The 14,690-nt window shown below is 69.1% G+C and carries 14 protein-coding genes; 11 read left to right on the top strand and 3 right to left on the bottom strand.

Annotated features, from left to right (window positions below):
- Positions 1 to 213: 213 nt before the first annotated feature.
- Positions 214 to 642 carry a high-potential iron-sulfur protein gene (locus CCR79_RS08750; protein WP_201171020.1) on the bottom strand — a complete coding sequence of 143 codons (429 nt, stop codon included), beginning with the start codon at positions 640 to 642 and terminating at the stop codon, positions 214 to 216.
- A gap of 218 nt (positions 643 to 860) precedes the next feature.
- Between CCR79_RS08750 and idi the strand changes: the two genes are divergently transcribed.
- From idi to CCR79_RS08715, 7 genes are all read left to right on the top strand, one after another.
- Complete coding sequence (gene idi / locus CCR79_RS08745; RefSeq protein WP_238632483.1) at positions 861 to 1,388, top strand: isopentenyl-diphosphate Delta-isomerase; 528 nt, start codon at positions 861 to 863, stop codon at positions 1,386 to 1,388.
- 96 nt (positions 1,389 to 1,484) lie between these two features.
- Positions 1,485 to 2,513 carry a magnesium chelatase ATPase subunit I gene (gene bchI, locus CCR79_RS08740; RefSeq protein WP_201171015.1) on the top strand — a complete coding sequence of 343 codons (1,029 nt, stop codon included), beginning with the start codon at positions 1,485 to 1,487 and terminating at the stop codon, positions 2,511 to 2,513.
- A complete protein-coding gene (locus tag CCR79_RS08735) occupies positions 2,510 to 4,393 on the top strand; it encodes a VWA domain-containing protein (RefSeq protein ID WP_201171013.1) in 1,884 nt (627 codons plus the stop codon). Before bchI ends, CCR79_RS08735 begins: the two co-directional genes overlap by 4 nt.
- A 16-nt stretch (positions 4,394 to 4,409) precedes the next feature.
- Positions 4,410 to 5,321 carry an alpha/beta fold hydrolase BchO gene (bchO, locus tag CCR79_RS08730; protein ID WP_201171011.1) on the top strand — a complete coding sequence of 304 codons (912 nt, stop codon included), beginning with the start codon at positions 4,410 to 4,412 and terminating at the stop codon, positions 5,319 to 5,321.
- Between the two features lie 31 nt (positions 5,322 to 5,352).
- Positions 5,353 to 6,879, top strand: a complete 1,527-nt coding sequence (locus CCR79_RS08725; protein WP_201171009.1) for a phytoene desaturase — start codon at positions 5,353 to 5,355, stop codon at positions 6,877 to 6,879.
- The gene (locus tag CCR79_RS08720; RefSeq protein WP_201171007.1) at positions 6,860 to 7,954 is read left to right on the top strand and encodes a phytoene/squalene synthase family protein; all 1,095 of its coding nucleotides are present in this window, start codon (positions 6,860 to 6,862) and stop codon (positions 7,952 to 7,954) included. The genes CCR79_RS08725 and CCR79_RS08720 overlap by 20 nt, the downstream gene beginning before the upstream one ends.
- A gap of 33 nt (positions 7,955 to 7,987) precedes the next feature.
- Positions 7,988 to 8,134 (top strand): hypothetical protein, encoded by a 147-nt coding sequence (locus tag CCR79_RS08715; protein ID WP_201171005.1) that lies wholly within the window; start codon positions 7,988 to 7,990, stop codon positions 8,132 to 8,134.
- Positions 8,135 to 8,189: 55 nt separating this feature from the next.
- Here the strand turns inward: CCR79_RS08715 and CCR79_RS08710 are convergent, their stop codons facing one another.
- Both CCR79_RS08710 and crtD read right to left on the bottom strand, forming a co-directional pair.
- Positions 8,190 to 8,909: a carotenoid 1,2-hydratase gene (locus tag CCR79_RS08710; protein ID WP_238632479.1), complete on the bottom strand. Its 720-nt coding sequence runs from the start codon at positions 8,907 to 8,909 to the stop codon at positions 8,190 to 8,192.
- A gap of 155 nt (positions 8,910 to 9,064) precedes the next feature.
- Positions 9,065 to 10,627, bottom strand: a complete 1,563-nt coding sequence (crtD, locus tag CCR79_RS08705) for a 1-hydroxycarotenoid 3,4-desaturase CrtD (RefSeq protein WP_201171002.1) — start codon at positions 10,625 to 10,627, stop codon at positions 9,065 to 9,067.
- Between the two features lie 84 nt (positions 10,628 to 10,711).
- Here crtD and CCR79_RS08700 point away from each other — a divergent pair, with 84 nt between their 5' ends.
- The 4 genes from CCR79_RS08700 to CCR79_RS08685 are packed head-to-tail and all read left to right on the top strand — an operon-like array spanning position 10,712 to position 14,682.
- Positions 10,712 to 11,587 (top strand): polyprenyl synthetase family protein, encoded by an 876-nt coding sequence (locus tag CCR79_RS08700; RefSeq protein WP_201170999.1) that lies wholly within the window; start codon positions 10,712 to 10,714, stop codon positions 11,585 to 11,587.
- Positions 11,584 to 12,729 carry a methyltransferase gene (locus CCR79_RS08695; protein ID WP_201170997.1) on the top strand — a complete coding sequence of 382 codons (1,146 nt, stop codon included), beginning with the start codon at positions 11,584 to 11,586 and terminating at the stop codon, positions 12,727 to 12,729. Before CCR79_RS08700 ends, CCR79_RS08695 begins: the two co-directional genes overlap by 4 nt.
- A 43-nt stretch (positions 12,730 to 12,772) precedes the next feature.
- On the top strand, positions 12,773 to 13,756 hold the full coding sequence (bchC, locus tag CCR79_RS08690) for a chlorophyll synthesis pathway protein BchC (protein WP_201170995.1): 984 nt from the start codon (positions 12,773 to 12,775) through the stop codon (positions 13,754 to 13,756).
- Positions 13,756 to 14,682, top strand: coding sequence for a chlorophyllide a reductase iron protein subunit X (locus CCR79_RS08685; protein ID WP_201170993.1), 927 nt, complete (start codon positions 13,756 to 13,758; stop codon positions 14,680 to 14,682). Before bchC ends, CCR79_RS08685 begins: the two co-directional genes overlap by 1 nt.
- The last annotated feature ends 8 nt before the right edge of the window (positions 14,683 to 14,690 follow it).

The following is a 14,690-nucleotide window of genomic DNA, read 5'->3' as shown; positions in this document are numbered from 1 at the left end:
CTGCGTGATTCGGTCTATGCGCGTAACTTGCACGGCTAGACCGCCTGCTGTCTAGGGTCCTTGACGCTGGATCTTCGATGGTTGACCGATATCGTGATCGGCCGCGCCAATAAGACGTCGCCGGGCGCCTGGATCAGGCAGCCCGGCGGTCTCTGGCGCAGCAACCGGGGCGCTCCCGCCCGGCTGGTTCACCCCGTACCTGAAGCGGTGGGGTCAGCCCCGCCGCAGCTGGTCCGCGGGGACGTCGCGGGGACCCACCTCGGCGGCATCACCGGCGTCTTCCCAGGCCCAGCACCAGCCGTTGGCATTGACCAGGCGCTTCTCGTCCATGCCGAAGGCGGCGCAGTAGCCGTGGTCTCCGTCCTCCTCGTGGGGGACGTAGAGCAGGCAGTTGGCGCAGAACTGGTGGCTTTCGAAGCGGGGATGGTCCATGTCGGCGTCGGCCTGATTATGCACGTAGCCGATGCCCTTGGCCTCCGGCGCATCCTCGCTGATGATCTCCCAGGTCCGGTCGTTGCCGTTGTTGTTGTCATCCGCCATGGCCTTGGAGCCGAACAGGCTCGCGGCCGGGATCGCCGCCGTGCTCATTAGGCCCAGGCGCAGGAACTTGCGGCGGGAGCGGTCACACGGTTTCTTGCTCATCATTCTGGCTCCTCTCACGTCAGGGTCGAGGTGACCTTCCAATGCACCACCCCGGCCGACTCAGGGGGCCGGTGATGGATCTTTCCAGTATACGGTTCTGTGCGACGTAACGGCGCATTTGCCAGCGTTTAGAGAATGGTCGTACTATCGCGCCAGGCGCAAGGGGGGCGCGACGATGTTGCCCAATGCGCGCCGAGGTCTCTAGCGGGGAGGACACGATGGAGCACGTGGTGATCGTCGACCCGGAAGGGCAGCGCGTCGGCACCGAAGAGAAGATCCGCGCCCACGCCGACGGCGGGACCCTGCACCTGGCGTTCTGCGTGCTCGTGTTCAGTCCGCGCGGTCATTTGCTCCTGCAGCGTCGCGCCGATAGCAAGTACCACTTCTCGGGGCTCTGGTCGAACTCCTGCTGTGGCCATCCGCGGCCCGGCGAGGGCGTCACCGAGGCGGCCGAGCGCCGCCTGGGCGAAGAGTTCGGTTTCACGACCCGCTTGCAGCCGGTTGCGCAGTTTACCTACCACGCCGAAGATCCTCATACCGGGCTCGCCGAACATGAATACGCCCATGTGCTGATTGGCCGCGCCCTGGACGATCAGCCCGCCCCGGATCCGGCCGAAATCGGCGCATGGGCCTGGGCGGCCCCGTTGCGGATTCAGGCGGATACCGAGCAGCATCCCCGGCGTTACACGCCGTGGTTCCGGCGTCTGATTCGTGAGCAGCCGGTCGCGGAGTGGGCGGCCCGGTAGGGCTGTACCGGGCGTGTCCCTCTGTTAATCTGCGCGCGGGCCGGGCGGCCCGTTTCCGCAAGGTCACTGACTCCAAAAACTGGGACGGCACAATCCATGGCACCAGCGTTTCCCTTCTCGGCGATCGCCGGGCAAGACGAGATGAAGCTCGCGATGACCATTGCCGCGGTGGACGGCTCCATCGGCGGTGTATTGGTCTTTGGCGACCGCGGCACCGGCAAGTCGACGGTAGTCCGTGCCCTGGCCGGGCTGCTGCCGACGATTCGCGCAGTGTCTGACTGCCCGTACCACTGCAACCCGGATCACGACGATACCCTCTGCGATCACTGCCGGGAGCAGACCCAGGCGGGCAAGCAACTCAACGTGCAAGAGATCAACGTGCCGGTGGTGGACCTGCCGCTGGGGGTGACCGAGGACCGTGTCGTCGGTGCCCTCGACCTTGAGCAGGCGCTGACGCGGGGGGAAAAGGCCTTCGAGCCGGGGCTTCTGGCACGCGCCAACCGCGGTTTTCTTTATATCGACGAGGTGAACCTCCTCGAGGATCACATTGTTGACCTCCTGCTTGACGTGGCCGCCAGCGGCGAGAACGTGGTCGAGCGCGAGGGGCTCAGCGTGCGCCACCCGGCCAAGTTCGTCCTGATTGGCAGCGGCAACCCTGAGGAGGGAGAGCTTCGCCCGCAGCTGCTCGACCGTTTCGGGCTGTCGGTGGAAGTCTCCACGCCGGAAGACCTGCACACGCGCATGCAGGTGGTCCGCCGGCGCGATGAGTACGAGTCCGACCCGAAGGCGTTCGTGCGCAAGTGGGCGGATCATGACGCCGAGGTGCGGGAGCGCATCGAGCGCGGACGCGAGCAGCTGCCGCACGTCGAGGTCACCGATGAGATCCTTGAGCGCACGTCGACGCTGTGCATCGCCCTGGGCACCGACGGGCTCCGCGGTGAACTGACCCTGATCCGTGCCGCCCGCGCTGCCGCTGCCCTCGAGCAGGCGGATCAGGTCGAGGTCAAGCACCTGCGCCAAGTGGCGAGCGTGGCGCTGCGCCATCGGCTGCGCCGCGATCCCCTCGACGAGTCCGGGTCCACCACCCGGGTCCAGCGAGCCGTGGAGGAGCACCTGCCTGCATGAGCGCCGCGCTCGATTACACCAACGCCGAGTCCGCCTGGGAGGATGCGACGTGCGCCGCGGCGTTGCTGGCGATCGACCCCCCCGGCGTGGGGGGGGTATGCCTGCGCTCCCTACCCGGGCCGGTGCGCGAGCGCTGGGTGCAGATCGCCCGTGAGCTGCTGCCCGCGGGTACGCCCTGGCGCCGCATCCCGATCAATATCTCGGACAGCCGCCTGCTAGGCGGGCTCGACCTGACCGCTACGCTGCGTTCCGGCCGGCCAGTGGTCGAGCGCGGGGTGTTGGCCGAGGTCGATGGCGGCGTGGCCGTGCTGGCGATGGCTGAGCGCATTGCGCCGGCCACGGCCGGCAAGCTGGGGGCCGTGCTCGATAACGGCGAGGTCCGGCTGGAGCGGGACGGCCTGGCCGATCGGATGACGAGTCGTTTCGGGGTGATCGCCCTGGACGAGGGGGCCGAGGAGGACGAGCGGCCGGTGGGACCGCTCCGGGACCGCCTGGGTTGCCATCTCGAGCTTAACGGGATTCCGGTCCACGTCGCTGGCGGCTGCGAGTACACAGCGGAGGATGTCGCCGCGGCCCGCGAGCGCCTGGACCAGGTCACTTGCTCCGACGACCTCGCCGAGGCCCTGTGTGCCGGCGGGCTGGCGCTCGGCATCGGCTCGCTGCGCGCACCGCTGCAGGCCCTGCGCGCCGCCCGGGCGGCCGCAGCGCTGGATGGGCGGACCGAGGTCAGCCAGGAGGATGTTGCCCTGGCCACCCGCCTGATCCTGGTGCCGCGGGCCACCCGCATTCCGGAGATGCAACAGCCGGAACAGGAGCAGCCCGAAGAGCAGCAGGAGCCTGAACAGCAGGAGGCCGAGCAGCAGGAACAGGAGGAGCCGCCCCCGCCGCCAGAACAGGAGACGGATGAGGAGCGGCCGGAGGATGACGGCGGCGAGCAGGACCAGCCCGAGGAAGGGCCGGACGAGGAGGACGACGAAGAGCAGGCGCCGGCGGAGATCCCCGCCGAGGTGGTGCTCGATGCAGCGCGTGCCGTACTGCCTGACAACCTGCTGCAGCAGATGAAGATCCGGGAACTGGCCCAGCGCAACCGCTCGCAGACGCCGGGGCGGGCCGGTGCCCTTCAGCAGGGCGGTGGGCGCGGCCGGCCGGCTGGGGTGCGCCCGGGCAGTCCCGGTGGCGGGGCTCGGTTGAATGTTGTGGAGACCCTGCGCACGGCGGCCCCCTGGCAGCCCCTGCGGCGCCAGCACGACCAGACCGGCCGCCGGGTGATCGTCCGCCCCGAGGACTTTCGTATTACCCGGTTCAAGCAGCGCAGTCAGACGACGACCATCTTCGCGGTGGACGCCTCGGGGTCATCAGCCATGCACCGCCTCTCCGAGGCCAAGGGCGCCGTGGAGCTGCTGCTGGCCGAATGCTACGTGCGTCGGGACGAGGTGGCGCTGGTTGCCTTCCGGGGCCGAGGGGCCGAGGTGCTGCTGCCGCCGACGCGCTCGCTGACCCGCGCCAAGAAGGGGCTTGCCGGGCTGCCCGGGGGAGGCGGCACGCCGTTGGCTGCAGGCATCGATACCGCCCGACAGCTCACCGACGAGGTCCGCCGCAAGGGCGCCACCCCGGTGTTGATCCTGCTCACCGACGGCCGCGCCAATGTCACCCGTGAAGGGGTGGGCGGTCGTGAGAAGGCGCAGCAGGAGGCCACCGAGTCGGCTCGCGCCATCCGGGTGATGGGGATCCGGGCTCTGGTGGTGGACACCTCGCCGCGGCCGCGGCCGATGGGTCGTGAGCTGGCCGAGGCCATGGGCGCCGAATACCTGCCCCTGCCGCGTGCCGATGCCTCTTCGATCAGCTCAGCGGTGCAGGCGGTGACCGGTACCGGGCGCTAGACCTAGGAGGGAGGCCATGGGAGCGGGTTTGGCCTGGGAGCGGGAGGCTGCCGGGTGGCCGAACCACAAGGCGAGCCGTTTCGTCGATGCGGGCGGGTTGCGCTGGCACGTCCAGGTCTACGGAGAGGGGCCGCCCGCCCTGCTGCTGCATGGCAGTGCCGCTTCCGTTCACTCCTGGCGCGATTTCGGCCCGCGGCTGGCTCGGCACTATACCGTGGTCGCGCCGGACCTGCCGGGTCACGGATTCAGCGCCCCGCCGCCGCGCCGCCTGCAGACTCTGGGCGGGGCCGGGCAGGGGATCGCCGAACTCCTCCATGCGCTTGAGCTGTGTCCACGGGTGGCTATCGGCCACTCGGTGGGCGCAGCGCTGCTGGCGCGCATGGCCCTCGACGCGCGGATCCGCCCGGATGTGCTGATCAGCATCAACGGCGCCTTTCTGCCCTTCAGCGGCATCGCCGGCCACCTGTTTCCCACCACCGCCCGTCTCCTGACTTACAACCCGCTGGTCCCCTTCTGGCTCGCTTTTCGTGCCCGCAACCGGGATTTCCTCGCGGATGTGCTGGCGCGCACCGGATCCCGGATCGACGAGGCGGGTATCGACCTCTATCAGCGGCTGGCCACCCACCCAGGGCATGTGGCCGCTGCGCTGGGGATGATGGCCCGCACCCATGACGGTCTCTACGCGCTGATGGAGGATCTGCCGCGGCTGACCGTGCCGCTGGTCCTGTTCGCAGCCAGTGGGGATCGCACCGTGCCCCCGGCGCAGGCCGAGCGGGTTCGGCTGCGGGTGCCGTCGGCGCGACTGGAAACCCTCTCCGACCTTGGCCATCTGGCGCACGAGGAAGCACCGGATCGGGTGGCCGAGCAGGTCCTGGCCGCCATCCGCACGACCGCGCCAAAAGGTCGCGGTGAAGCGGATGTTCGTTGACATAGTCCCGACCGTACTTAAGGTGAAACCTATGCGAATGAATCCTGATGCTCCTGCACCCGCTGTCGGCGGTCAGTCTCCCCACGCCGTGGTCATCGGGGCCGGCTTCGGCGGGCTGGCGGCGGCCATCCGTCTCGGCGCGCGTGGCTACCGGGTCACCGTGGTGGACCGTCTGGACGGACCAGGGGGGCGGGCCTACGTGCATCATCAGGACGGATTCACCTTCGATGCCGGGCCGACCATCGTGACCGCGCCATTTCTCTTCCGGGAACTCTGGGAGCTGGCGGGTCGGCGCTTTGAGGACGACATCGACCTGCGCCTGATGGACCCCTTCTACCGGGTCCGTTTCGATGACGGCAGTCACTTCGACTACACCGGCGATCCGGAGCGGATGCGGGCCGAGGTGGAGCGCTTCGCACCCGGCGATGTCGATGGCTACCACCGCTACATGGCGGCCAGCGAGGAGATCTTCCGGATCGGCTTCGAGGAGCTCAGCTACAAGCCGTTCAACCGGTTTACCGACATGCTCCGCGTGGTCCCGGACCTGATCCGGCTGCAGAGCTACTACAGCGTTCACGGGCTGGTTTCGCGCTACGTCAAGGACGAGCGGCTGCGTCAGGTGCTCAGCTTCCACCCGCTGCTCATCGGCGGCAACCCGTTTTCGGTGACCTCGGTCTACTGCCTGATCGAGTACCTTGAGCAGCACTGGGGGGTCCACTACGTCATGGGTGGTACGGGCAGGCTGGCCAGCGGCATGGCCGATCTGATCGCCGGGCAGGGGGGCGAGGTCCGTTACAACGCCGACGTCGAGGCGATCACCGTGGATCAGGGGCGGGCGACCGGCGTGGAGCTGAGCAGCGGCGAGCGCATCGCGGCCGATGTCGTTGTATCCAATGCCGATGCCGCCTGGACCTACCGCAAGCTGGTGCCGGCCAGTGCCCGCCGCCGCTGGAGCGATCGCCGCCTGGACCGGGCGCGCTACTCCATGGGTCTCTACGTCTGGTACTTCGGTACCCGCCGCCGATACCACGACGTGCCGCATCACACCATCCTCATGGGGCCACGGTACAAGGAGCTGATCCGAGACATCTTCGAGCGCAAGGTGCTGGCGGAAGACTTCAGCCTGTACCTGCATCGGCCGACGGCCACCGATCCGTCCCTGGCGCCGGAGGGGTGTGACGCGTTCTATGTGCTCTCGCCGGTGCCCCACCTCGGTGGGGACGTGGACTGGGAGGCGCAGGCCGAGCCCTACCGGCAGGCGATCTCGCAGTACCTCAGCGAGACGGTCCTGCCCGGGCTGGAGGAAGAGCTCGTGACCTCCCTGGTGGCCACGCCGCTTGATTTCCGCCACCGGCTGAAGTCGTGGCTCGGCACCGGCTTCAGCCTGGAGCCGGTGCTCCAGCAGAGCGCCTGGTTCCGCCCGCACAACCGCAGCGAAGACGTCCAGAACCTTTTCCTGGTCGGTGCCGGTACGCACCCCGGCGCCGGCCTGCCCGGTGTAGTCTCATCCGCCAAAATCCTCGACGAGGTAGTCCCAGATGCTCGTACCTTCGCCTGATCCAAGCCTGGCGCCGGAGCCGTACCTGCTCCATACCGATCGCCGAGCTTGTCGGGCCCTGCTCAGCACCGGGTCGCGGACCTTCATGGCGGCTTCCTGGCTGCTCCCGCGGGAGCGGCGGGATGCCGCGACGGCCCTCTACGCCTTCTGTCGCGAAGCGGATGACGCCGTGGACGAAGGACCGGGTGATGCGGCGGCCCTGGCCGCGCTCCGTGAGCGCCTGGAGGCGGCCTACGCCGGCCGGCCCCAGTCGCACCCGGCGGACCGTGCCTTTGCCTGCGTCGCCCACTACTACAACATCCCGCAAACCTTGCCGGGGGCCCTGATCGAGGGGTTTCGCTGGGACGCCGAGGGACGCGGCTACGAGACCATCGAGGAACTCTACGAGTACGCCGTGCGCGTTGCCGGGACCGTCGGCGTAATGATGTCGCTGCTTATGGATGTGCGCAGTCCGTCCGCCCTGGCTCGGGCCTGCGATCTTGGGATCGGCATGCAGCTGACCAACATCGCCCGCGATGTGGGTGAGGACGCGCGGCGTGGCCGGCTCTATCTGCCGCGGCAGTGGATGCGCGAGGCCGGCGTCGACCCGGACGCCTTCCTCGCCCGGCCGCGGTTCTCGTCGGAACTCGGCGGCGTCATCCAGCGACTGCTGCGGGACGCCGATCGCCACTACGAACGGGCGATGCCGGGATTCCACGCGCTGCCTCGCCGGGTGCGCCCCGGCCTGTGCGCAGCACGTCTGCTCTACGCCGAGATCGGCCGCGAGCTGGAACGCCGCGGCTGTGACTCGGTGAACCAGCGGGCCGTGGTCAGCGGGCAGCGCAAAGTGCGTGTCCTCTCTCAGGTTGCCTCGACGCTGGCCGCCGCGCCGCGGGACGATTCGGCGCCGGCCTTGCCACAGGGGCAGTACCTGATCGATGCTGTCAGGCAGGTTCCCGAGGCCGTCGGCCCGCCGGGGCGCTTAGAGGGGCAGGTCGCCTGGGTGCTGGGCCTGTTCGAGCGCCTCGAGCGGATGGACGCGGAGCGCCTGGAGCGTATGGACGCCGCCCGCTCCGGGCGTCAGGTCTCCGGATAGTCCGGGCGGCGTCGTTGCGCGGAGGGGCGGTCGATGGATCTGCCCGGTTTCATCATCTTCAAGCTCGCACTCGTGGCTTTGGCCATGGCCTACGCCGTACGCGAGATCGTGATCATGCGCCGCGACCTGCGGCAGATCCGCGAGGAGCGCGAACGCGATCGGGACGGCGCCGGACGCTGACAGGCCACGGGCAGCCGGGGCTGCTCGTGGCGACGGTCGCCGCTTGTCCAGTACTTCAGCCGGTACGCGTCGCGCGGCGAGGCATCCGGAATGGCAGCAATGGCTTGACCCAGGCGCTGGCGAAGCGGTTGAGGTCTAAGCTTTCGTGGACCGCTCGCAACGGGCGGCCGTCCACCGCCGTAGCGACCAGGGAGCGCGCGTAGAATGGGGTGTCCTCCAGGGTCTCGATGAGTCGGGCCTGCTCCGGGGCGTCGGCCGGGATGCGCCTGCGGATGCCCCACAGCGCAGTTGGCAGGGGGGCCGATGCCGGAGCGGGGGCCTCGCTGACCGCCCCCTGCCGGTCGAAACGGATCGTCTTGCGGTACGCCTCCCCCTGCCGGGGGGTGACGTCGTAGAGCACCGTGGTGCCGTCGGCATCGCTGGCGCGAGACCAGTGCCAGCCGCTGAATCCATCCTCCAGCGGTTCATCGCCGGCGTTGGTGTCGAGGTAGCCCTCGCCCTCCCAGCGGACCCGCGGCTTCTCCAGCTCGACCTGGACCCGGGCGCAGGGGGCCAGGGCACACCAGCGGTGGCGGCCAGCGGGGTCGAGAACCAGCGCCTGGTCGTTGGCGACCCGGGGGGTCAGGCGAATGCGGCCGCGCAGGTACGCCGGGCGCGGGAAGGTTAGCTCGTCGATGTCCAGCAGGAGCTCCCCGTCCACCCACCGCGCCTGGCTGGGGCCGACGACCAGGGTGTCACGGTCGCGTCGCAGCGCGTGCCGGTCCCGTTCGGTCATGCACCAGTGTCCGCGCTTCTCGCCGTAGAGGGCGACGTTGAAGGCGCAGTGGTCCTCCGGAATGGGCGTCCCGCGCTGCCGTGCCCACGCATAATAGGGTGAGAAGACGCTGCCGACGAACAGGATGACCGTCAGCCCGTGACGGCCGTCATCGCTCAGGGCGTCGAGGTACCACCAGACGTAGCCCCCCGAAGGGACCGTGTGACGGAAGTCAGGTCGGCCAGCACCTGCGCCGCCGCCAGGCGCCCGGACATCATCGCCATCGGCAGACCCGCCCCCGGGTGCGTGCTGCCCCCCGCCAGATAGAGCCCCGGCACCCGCGTGCGCGCCGCTGGACGCTGAAACGAGGCCCGCCACCCGTGGCTGGCCATCCCGTACAACGCCCCGCCCGTCGCCGGGTAACGCGCCTCGAAGTCCGTGGGCGTGTGGATGACCGGCGTCTCTTCCGTGGGCTGGATGCTGAGGCCGCAGCGCTCCAGGAGCGAGAGGGTCTGGTGCTGGCATTGTTGGATCTCCGTGTCGCTGAAGCTTTTCCGGTCGCCTTGGGCCGGCGCGTTGATCAGGCAGAGGAGGCGCTCGGGGCCGGCAACCGACTGCTGGTCGTGGCGATCCTGGGCGCAGATATAGACCGTTGGTTCCGGGGGCGGCTCGCCGCGGCGGAAGACGGCCTGGAACTCGTCTGCGTAGTCGCTGCTGAAGAAGACCGAGTGATGGTGAAGCGGGAAGCCCCCGGTCTCGGCCCGCCAGTTCCAAGTGATCGCGGACTGCGAGCGGGTCCGGGGCGGCTGTCTGCGCACCGCCGAGCGCAGGTGGTCGCCGAAGAGCCCGCTGGCCAGGGCGGCGGCATCGCCGTTGCTGACGACCGTCCCGGCTGGCAGGAACTCCCCGTGGGCCAGTTCGACGCCGCTGACCCGGCCTCGGGCGGTGTGGATGGCCCGTGCCCGGGTGGCGCAGCGCAGTTCGACCCCGCACCGTTCAGCGAGCCCGGCCAGAGCGGTGGCCAGACGGTGCATCCCGCCCTCGACCTGCCAAACTCCTTCCGACTCCACGTGGGCGATCAACATCAGCGTGGCTGGTGCCTCGAACGGAGAGGAGCCGCAGTAGGTTGCGTAACGGCCGTAGAGTTGTCGCAGGCGCGAATCGTGGAAGTAGCGGCCAAGAGCTTGCCAGAGGGTGGTGAACGGACTGATGCGCAGCATGGCGCCGAGGTTGCGGTAGCCGACGCGGTGGAAAAGACCCAGCGGGGTAGTGCGCTGTGCGCGCATGAACGTGTTGTCCAGCGTGTCGTGGATCTCCGCGGCGCGGCGGCAGAAGGCACGGAAGCGCCGCGCCTCGGCGGGGCCTGCGAACTCGCCGATCGCCTCGGCGGATTGTCGTGGATCGGCAAACAAATCCAGCTGCCCGCCTTCGACCCAGGCGTGCCGGGCCAAGCGCTCAACGGGGCGCAGTCGCAAATGGTCCTCAAGGCGTTCCCCCGCGTCGGCGAAGAGTTCCTCGAAGGCACCGCGCATGGTGAAGACCGTCGGCCCGGCGTCCAGCCAGGCGTCGCCGATGCGCACCGGGCGCAGTTTCCCTCCTGGTGTCGGTGCCTGTTCAACCAGCGTGACTTGCAGTCCGGCGCAGGCCAGGTCGATGGCGGTGGCGAGCCCGCCGACACCGGCGCCGATCACCACGGCGTTCTGTTCTCCTGCGGCTGGGCTTCGCATCGACGTTGACATGGGGTGGGTCCCTGACTAGCGTACTCGACGACTCACGTCTTCCCTGGAACGCAAGCCTACACGCCGCCGGCGGGAGGGGGCTACATGGAACCAAGCAAAAGAATCGAAAGCGCCCTGGAGGCCGCAGTGGCCCGGGCAACGGCTGCCCCGGCCCCGCCACAGCTGGCGCATGCCGTGCATCACGCCGTATTTGCCGGCGGCGCCCGCGTCCGGCCGCGCCTGTGCCTGACCGTCGCTGCGGCCTGTGGCGATGATCACCCCGAGCTGGCCGATGCGGCGGCCATCGCTATCGAGTTGATGCACTGTGCCTCGCTGGTCCACGACGATCTGCCGTGCTTCGACGATGCGGCGACGCGTCGCGGGCAGCCGTCGGTGCACGCCGCCTACGGCGAGCGCTTGGCTGTACTGGTCGGCGATGCGCTCATCGTCCACGCGCTGGAGACGTTGGCGCTGCAGGTGCCGCAGGCCCCGCAGCGGGCCGGTGCCCTGCTGGCCACGGTGACCCGGGCAACCGGTATGCCCTACGGCATTACGGCCGGGCAGGCCTGGGAGTCCGAGCCGGAAATCCCCGTGGCGGAGTACCACCAGGCCAAGACCGGCTCGCTGTTCGCGGCTGCCACCGTTGCCGGAGCCATCGCCGCCGGCGCCGAGGAGCAGGCCGATCGGTGGCGGACGGTAGGCGAGCGGCTGGGCGAGGCGTATCAGGTCGCCGATGACCTGCGTGACGCTGTCGGGGCCGAGGATGAACTCGGCAAGCCCACCGGCCAGGACTCGTCCCACGGCCTGGCCAACGCGGTCTCGGAGCACGGCCTCGAGGGGGCCAAGGAGCGTCTGGATCGGCTGGTGCAGGAGGCGGTCGACGCGGTCCCGGACTGCGCCGGTGCCGAGCAGCTGCGCGCCGGTATCCTCGAAGAGATGGAGCGGGTCCTGCCCAAGACGCTGGGCCGCAGCGCGGCGTGATCCGTAGCTGGCGAGACAGCCGGTGGCGGGATCGCCTGCATGACTGGCGAGACTGCCTGCTGGCCAGCCCCCGTTTCCATCGGCTGGCGGCACGCTTCCCGTTGACCCGGCCAATCGCCCGACGGCGCTCCAGCGAGCTGTTCGACCTGTGTGCCGGGTTCATCTACTCGCAGGTCGTGCTGGCCAGCGTGCGCAGCGGCCTGCTGGATCTGCTCAACGAGGGGGCGCAGCCCCGGGAGCGGTTGCTGAACCGCCTCGGGCTGCCGGAGATGGCGGGGCAACGGTTGCTCGAGGCAGCCGAGGCCTTGCGCCTGGCAGAGTCTCGCAGCGCCGGGCAGTACGGTCTCGGTGACCTGGGGGCCGTGCTGGTGGCCGCGCCGGGCATCCGCGCCATGGTCGATCACCACGCCCTGCTTTACGAGGATCTTCAGGATCCGCTGGAGCTGCTGCAGGGCGAGCGTGGCGAGACCGCCCTCGGGCGTTATTGGGCCTATGCCGGCAACCAGTCGCCGGACGCGCTGACGGGCAGCGAGGTGGATGGCTATAGCGGGCTGATGGCTGCCTCGCAGCCGATGGTGGCCACCGAGGTGCTCGATGCCTATTCGCTGCGCCGGCACCGGCGGTTGATGGATGTGGGCGGGGGCGAGGGGGCCTTCCTGATCGCCGCTGCCCGTCGATGGCCCCACCTGCATGGGCAGGTGATCGATCTCCCCGCCGTAGCCGAACGCGCCCGTGCCCGTATCGCCGAGGCAGGCCTTGAAGAACGCCTGACCGCCGCGGGGGCCGACTTCTTCCGGGACGCTCTGCCCGCCGATGCGGATGTGGTCTCCCTCGTGCGTATCCTGCACGATCACGACGATGAAGAGGCAGCCCGGCTGCTAAAGAACCTGCACCGCAGCCTGCGCCCCGGAACCACGGTCCTGGTGGCCGAGCCGATGTCGGGGACACCGGGGGCCGAGCGGGTGGGCGGTGCCTACTTCGGGATCTACCTTTTCGCGATGGGGCGTGGGCGGCCCCGAACCGTGGCCGAAAACCGCGGGCTTCTCGAGGGGGCCGGGTTTGAGCAGATCCGGTTATTGCCAGGCTGCAATCCGCTGCAGGCCCGTGTAATTGCGGCTAAAAGCCGCAGCCTATCCCGGTGATCGACCAGCTTGACACACGGGGAAGTCAAGTTAGGCTGACACCATGTCTGACCCAAGCCCTGTATCGAATGCCGATCCGGGTGGGCCGTCCGCCGGCCCGCACTCGGCTCGTGCGGTCCTTTTCGAGGCCCCTGAGCGCCTCGCCCTTCAGGATGTGGCCTTGACGGACCCCGGGCCGGGGGACGTCGTGGTCGATATCGACTTCAGCGGGATCAGCACCGGCACCGAGCGCCTGCTCTGGAAGGGCACCATGCCCCAGTTTCCGGGGCTGGCCTACCCGCTGGTTCCCGGCTACGAGTCCGTGGGCCGGGTCATCGCGGCCGGGGCCGAGTCGGGGCGGCAGGAGGGCGAGGCCGTGTTCGTCCCCGGCGCCCGCTGCTACCGGGAGGTCAGCGGGTTGTTCGGCGGGGCCGCCTCGCGCCTGGTGGTCTCCGGCGAGCGGGTCATCCCGCTGCCGGATGGCCTCGGCGAGCGTGGCGTGTTGTTGGCCCTGGCCGCTACGGCGTGGCACGCGGTGGCCGAGGCACCCCCGGATCTGGTGATCGGCCACGGTGTGCTGGGCCGGCTGATAGCGCGCATCGGGGTGTCGCTCGGCCATCCTCCGACCGTCTGGGAGACCAACGAGGACCGGCGAACCGGCGCCGACGGCTACACGGTGCTGGAACCGGACAGCGATGAGCGCCACGACTACGCGCGCATCTGCGATGTCAGTGGCGACGCCGCGCTCCTCGATACCCTGATCGGGCGGCTGGCGCACGGAGGCGAGGTGGTGCTGGCCGGGTTCTACAGCGAGCGCCTGTCGTTCGCGTTCCCGTCGGCCTTCATGCGTGAGGCCCGGCTGCGTGTGGCGGCCGAGTGGCAGCGGGACGATCTGCAGGCCGTGACGCGGCAGATCGAGTCAGGGGCGCTCAGCCTCGACGGTCTGATTACGCACTGCCTCGATGCCGCCGAGGCGGCATCGGCCTACCGGATCGCCTTCGGTGATCCCGACTGTCTCAAGATGGTCCTCGACTGGAGAAACAGCTGATGAGCAGCGAGCAGCCGGCGAAAGAGACCCAGATCATCGCCATCTACGGCAAGGGCGGCATCGGCAAGAGCTTCACGCTCTCCAACCTCTCCTACATGATGGCGCAACAGGGCAAGAAGGTCCTGCTCATCGGCTGCGACCCCAAAAGCGATACCACCTCGCTGCTCTTTGGCGGGCGGGCCTGCCCCACGATCATCGATACCTCCTCGCGCAAGAAGGCCGCCGGCGAGACGTTGAGCATCGGCGACGTCTGCTTCAAGCGCGATGGGGTCTTCGCCATGGAGCTCGGCGGCCCGGAGGTGGGCCGCGGCTGTGGTGGACGCGGGATCATCCACGGGTTCGAGATCCTGGAGAACCTGGGGTTCCACGACTGGGACTTCGATTACGTCCTGCTCGATTTCCTCGGCGACGTGGTCTGTGGCGGGTTTGGCCTGCCCATCGCGCGTGACCTGTGCCAGAAGGTCATCCTGGTGGGGGCGAACGATCTACAGTCGCTCTACGTCGTCAACAACGTCTGCTCGGCGGTGGAGTATTTCAGCCGCCTGGGCGGGAGTGTCGGCGTCGCCGGGCTGGTGGTGAACAAGGATGACGGTACCGGCGAGGCGCAGGCACTCGCCGAGCAGGCTGGGATACCGGTGCTCTCGAGCATCCCCGCGGACGACGAGATCCGGCGCAAGAGCGCCAACTACGAGATCATCGGCTACCCGGGTGGTCCCTGGGGAGACCTGTTCGGGCAGCTGGCGCAGAACATCGCCGGTGCCCCGCCGGTCATGCCTCAACCCCTGAGTCACGACCAACTGCTCGGGCTGTTCAAGAGTGACGAGGTCGGCGGCGAGGTCGAACTCGTGCCCGCCACTCCGGAGGACATGTGCCCGCAGGGGGCGACCAGGAAGCCATCCCTGGAGATCGTCTACGACGATACCTGAGCCAGACC

This window comes from Halorhodospira halophila (assembly GCF_016653405.1).
Taxonomy (GTDB): domain Bacteria; phylum Pseudomonadota; class Gammaproteobacteria; order Nitrococcales; family Halorhodospiraceae; genus Halorhodospira; species Halorhodospira halophila_A.
This window is presented reverse-complemented; position numbering and strand designations above follow the sequence as displayed.

What these genes read in the sequence shown, in the direction of transcription:
- CCR79_RS08710 (WP_238632479.1), bottom strand. Translation starts at nt 8,909, where the DNA reads ATGACCGAACGGGACCGGCACGCGCTGCGACGCGACCGTGACACCCTG.
- bchI (WP_201171015.1), top strand. Translation starts at nt 1,485, where the DNA reads ATGGCACCAGCGTTTCCCTTCTCGGCGATCGCCGGGCAAGACGAGATG.
- CCR79_RS08725 (WP_201171009.1), top strand. Translation starts at nt 5,353, where the DNA reads ATGCGAATGAATCCTGATGCTCCTGCACCCGCTGTCGGCGGTCAGTCT.
- CCR79_RS08735 (WP_201171013.1), top strand. Translation starts at nt 2,510, where the DNA reads ATGAGCGCCGCGCTCGATTACACCAACGCCGAGTCCGCCTGGGAGGAT.
- CCR79_RS08720 (WP_201171007.1), top strand. Translation starts at nt 6,860, where the DNA reads ATGCTCGTACCTTCGCCTGATCCAAGCCTGGCGCCGGAGCCGTACCTG.
- bchC (WP_201170995.1), top strand. Translation starts at nt 12,773, where the DNA reads ATGTCTGACCCAAGCCCTGTATCGAATGCCGATCCGGGTGGGCCGTCC.
- CCR79_RS08700 (WP_201170999.1), top strand. Translation starts at nt 10,712, where the DNA reads ATGGAACCAAGCAAAAGAATCGAAAGCGCCCTGGAGGCCGCAGTGGCC.
- crtD (WP_201171002.1), bottom strand. Translation starts at nt 10,627, where the DNA reads ATGTCAACGTCGATGCGAAGCCCAGCCGCAGGAGAACAGAACGCCGTG.
- CCR79_RS08685 (WP_201170993.1), top strand. Translation starts at nt 13,756, where the DNA reads ATGAGCAGCGAGCAGCCGGCGAAAGAGACCCAGATCATCGCCATCTAC.
- CCR79_RS08715 (WP_201171005.1), top strand. Translation starts at nt 7,988, where the DNA reads ATGGATCTGCCCGGTTTCATCATCTTCAAGCTCGCACTCGTGGCTTTG.
- idi (WP_238632483.1), top strand. Translation starts at nt 861, where the DNA reads ATGGAGCACGTGGTGATCGTCGACCCGGAAGGGCAGCGCGTCGGCACC.
- bchO (WP_201171011.1), top strand. Translation starts at nt 4,410, where the DNA reads ATGGGAGCGGGTTTGGCCTGGGAGCGGGAGGCTGCCGGGTGGCCGAAC.
- CCR79_RS08750 (WP_201171020.1), bottom strand. Translation starts at nt 642, where the DNA reads ATGAGCAAGAAACCGTGTGACCGCTCCCGCCGCAAGTTCCTGCGCCTG.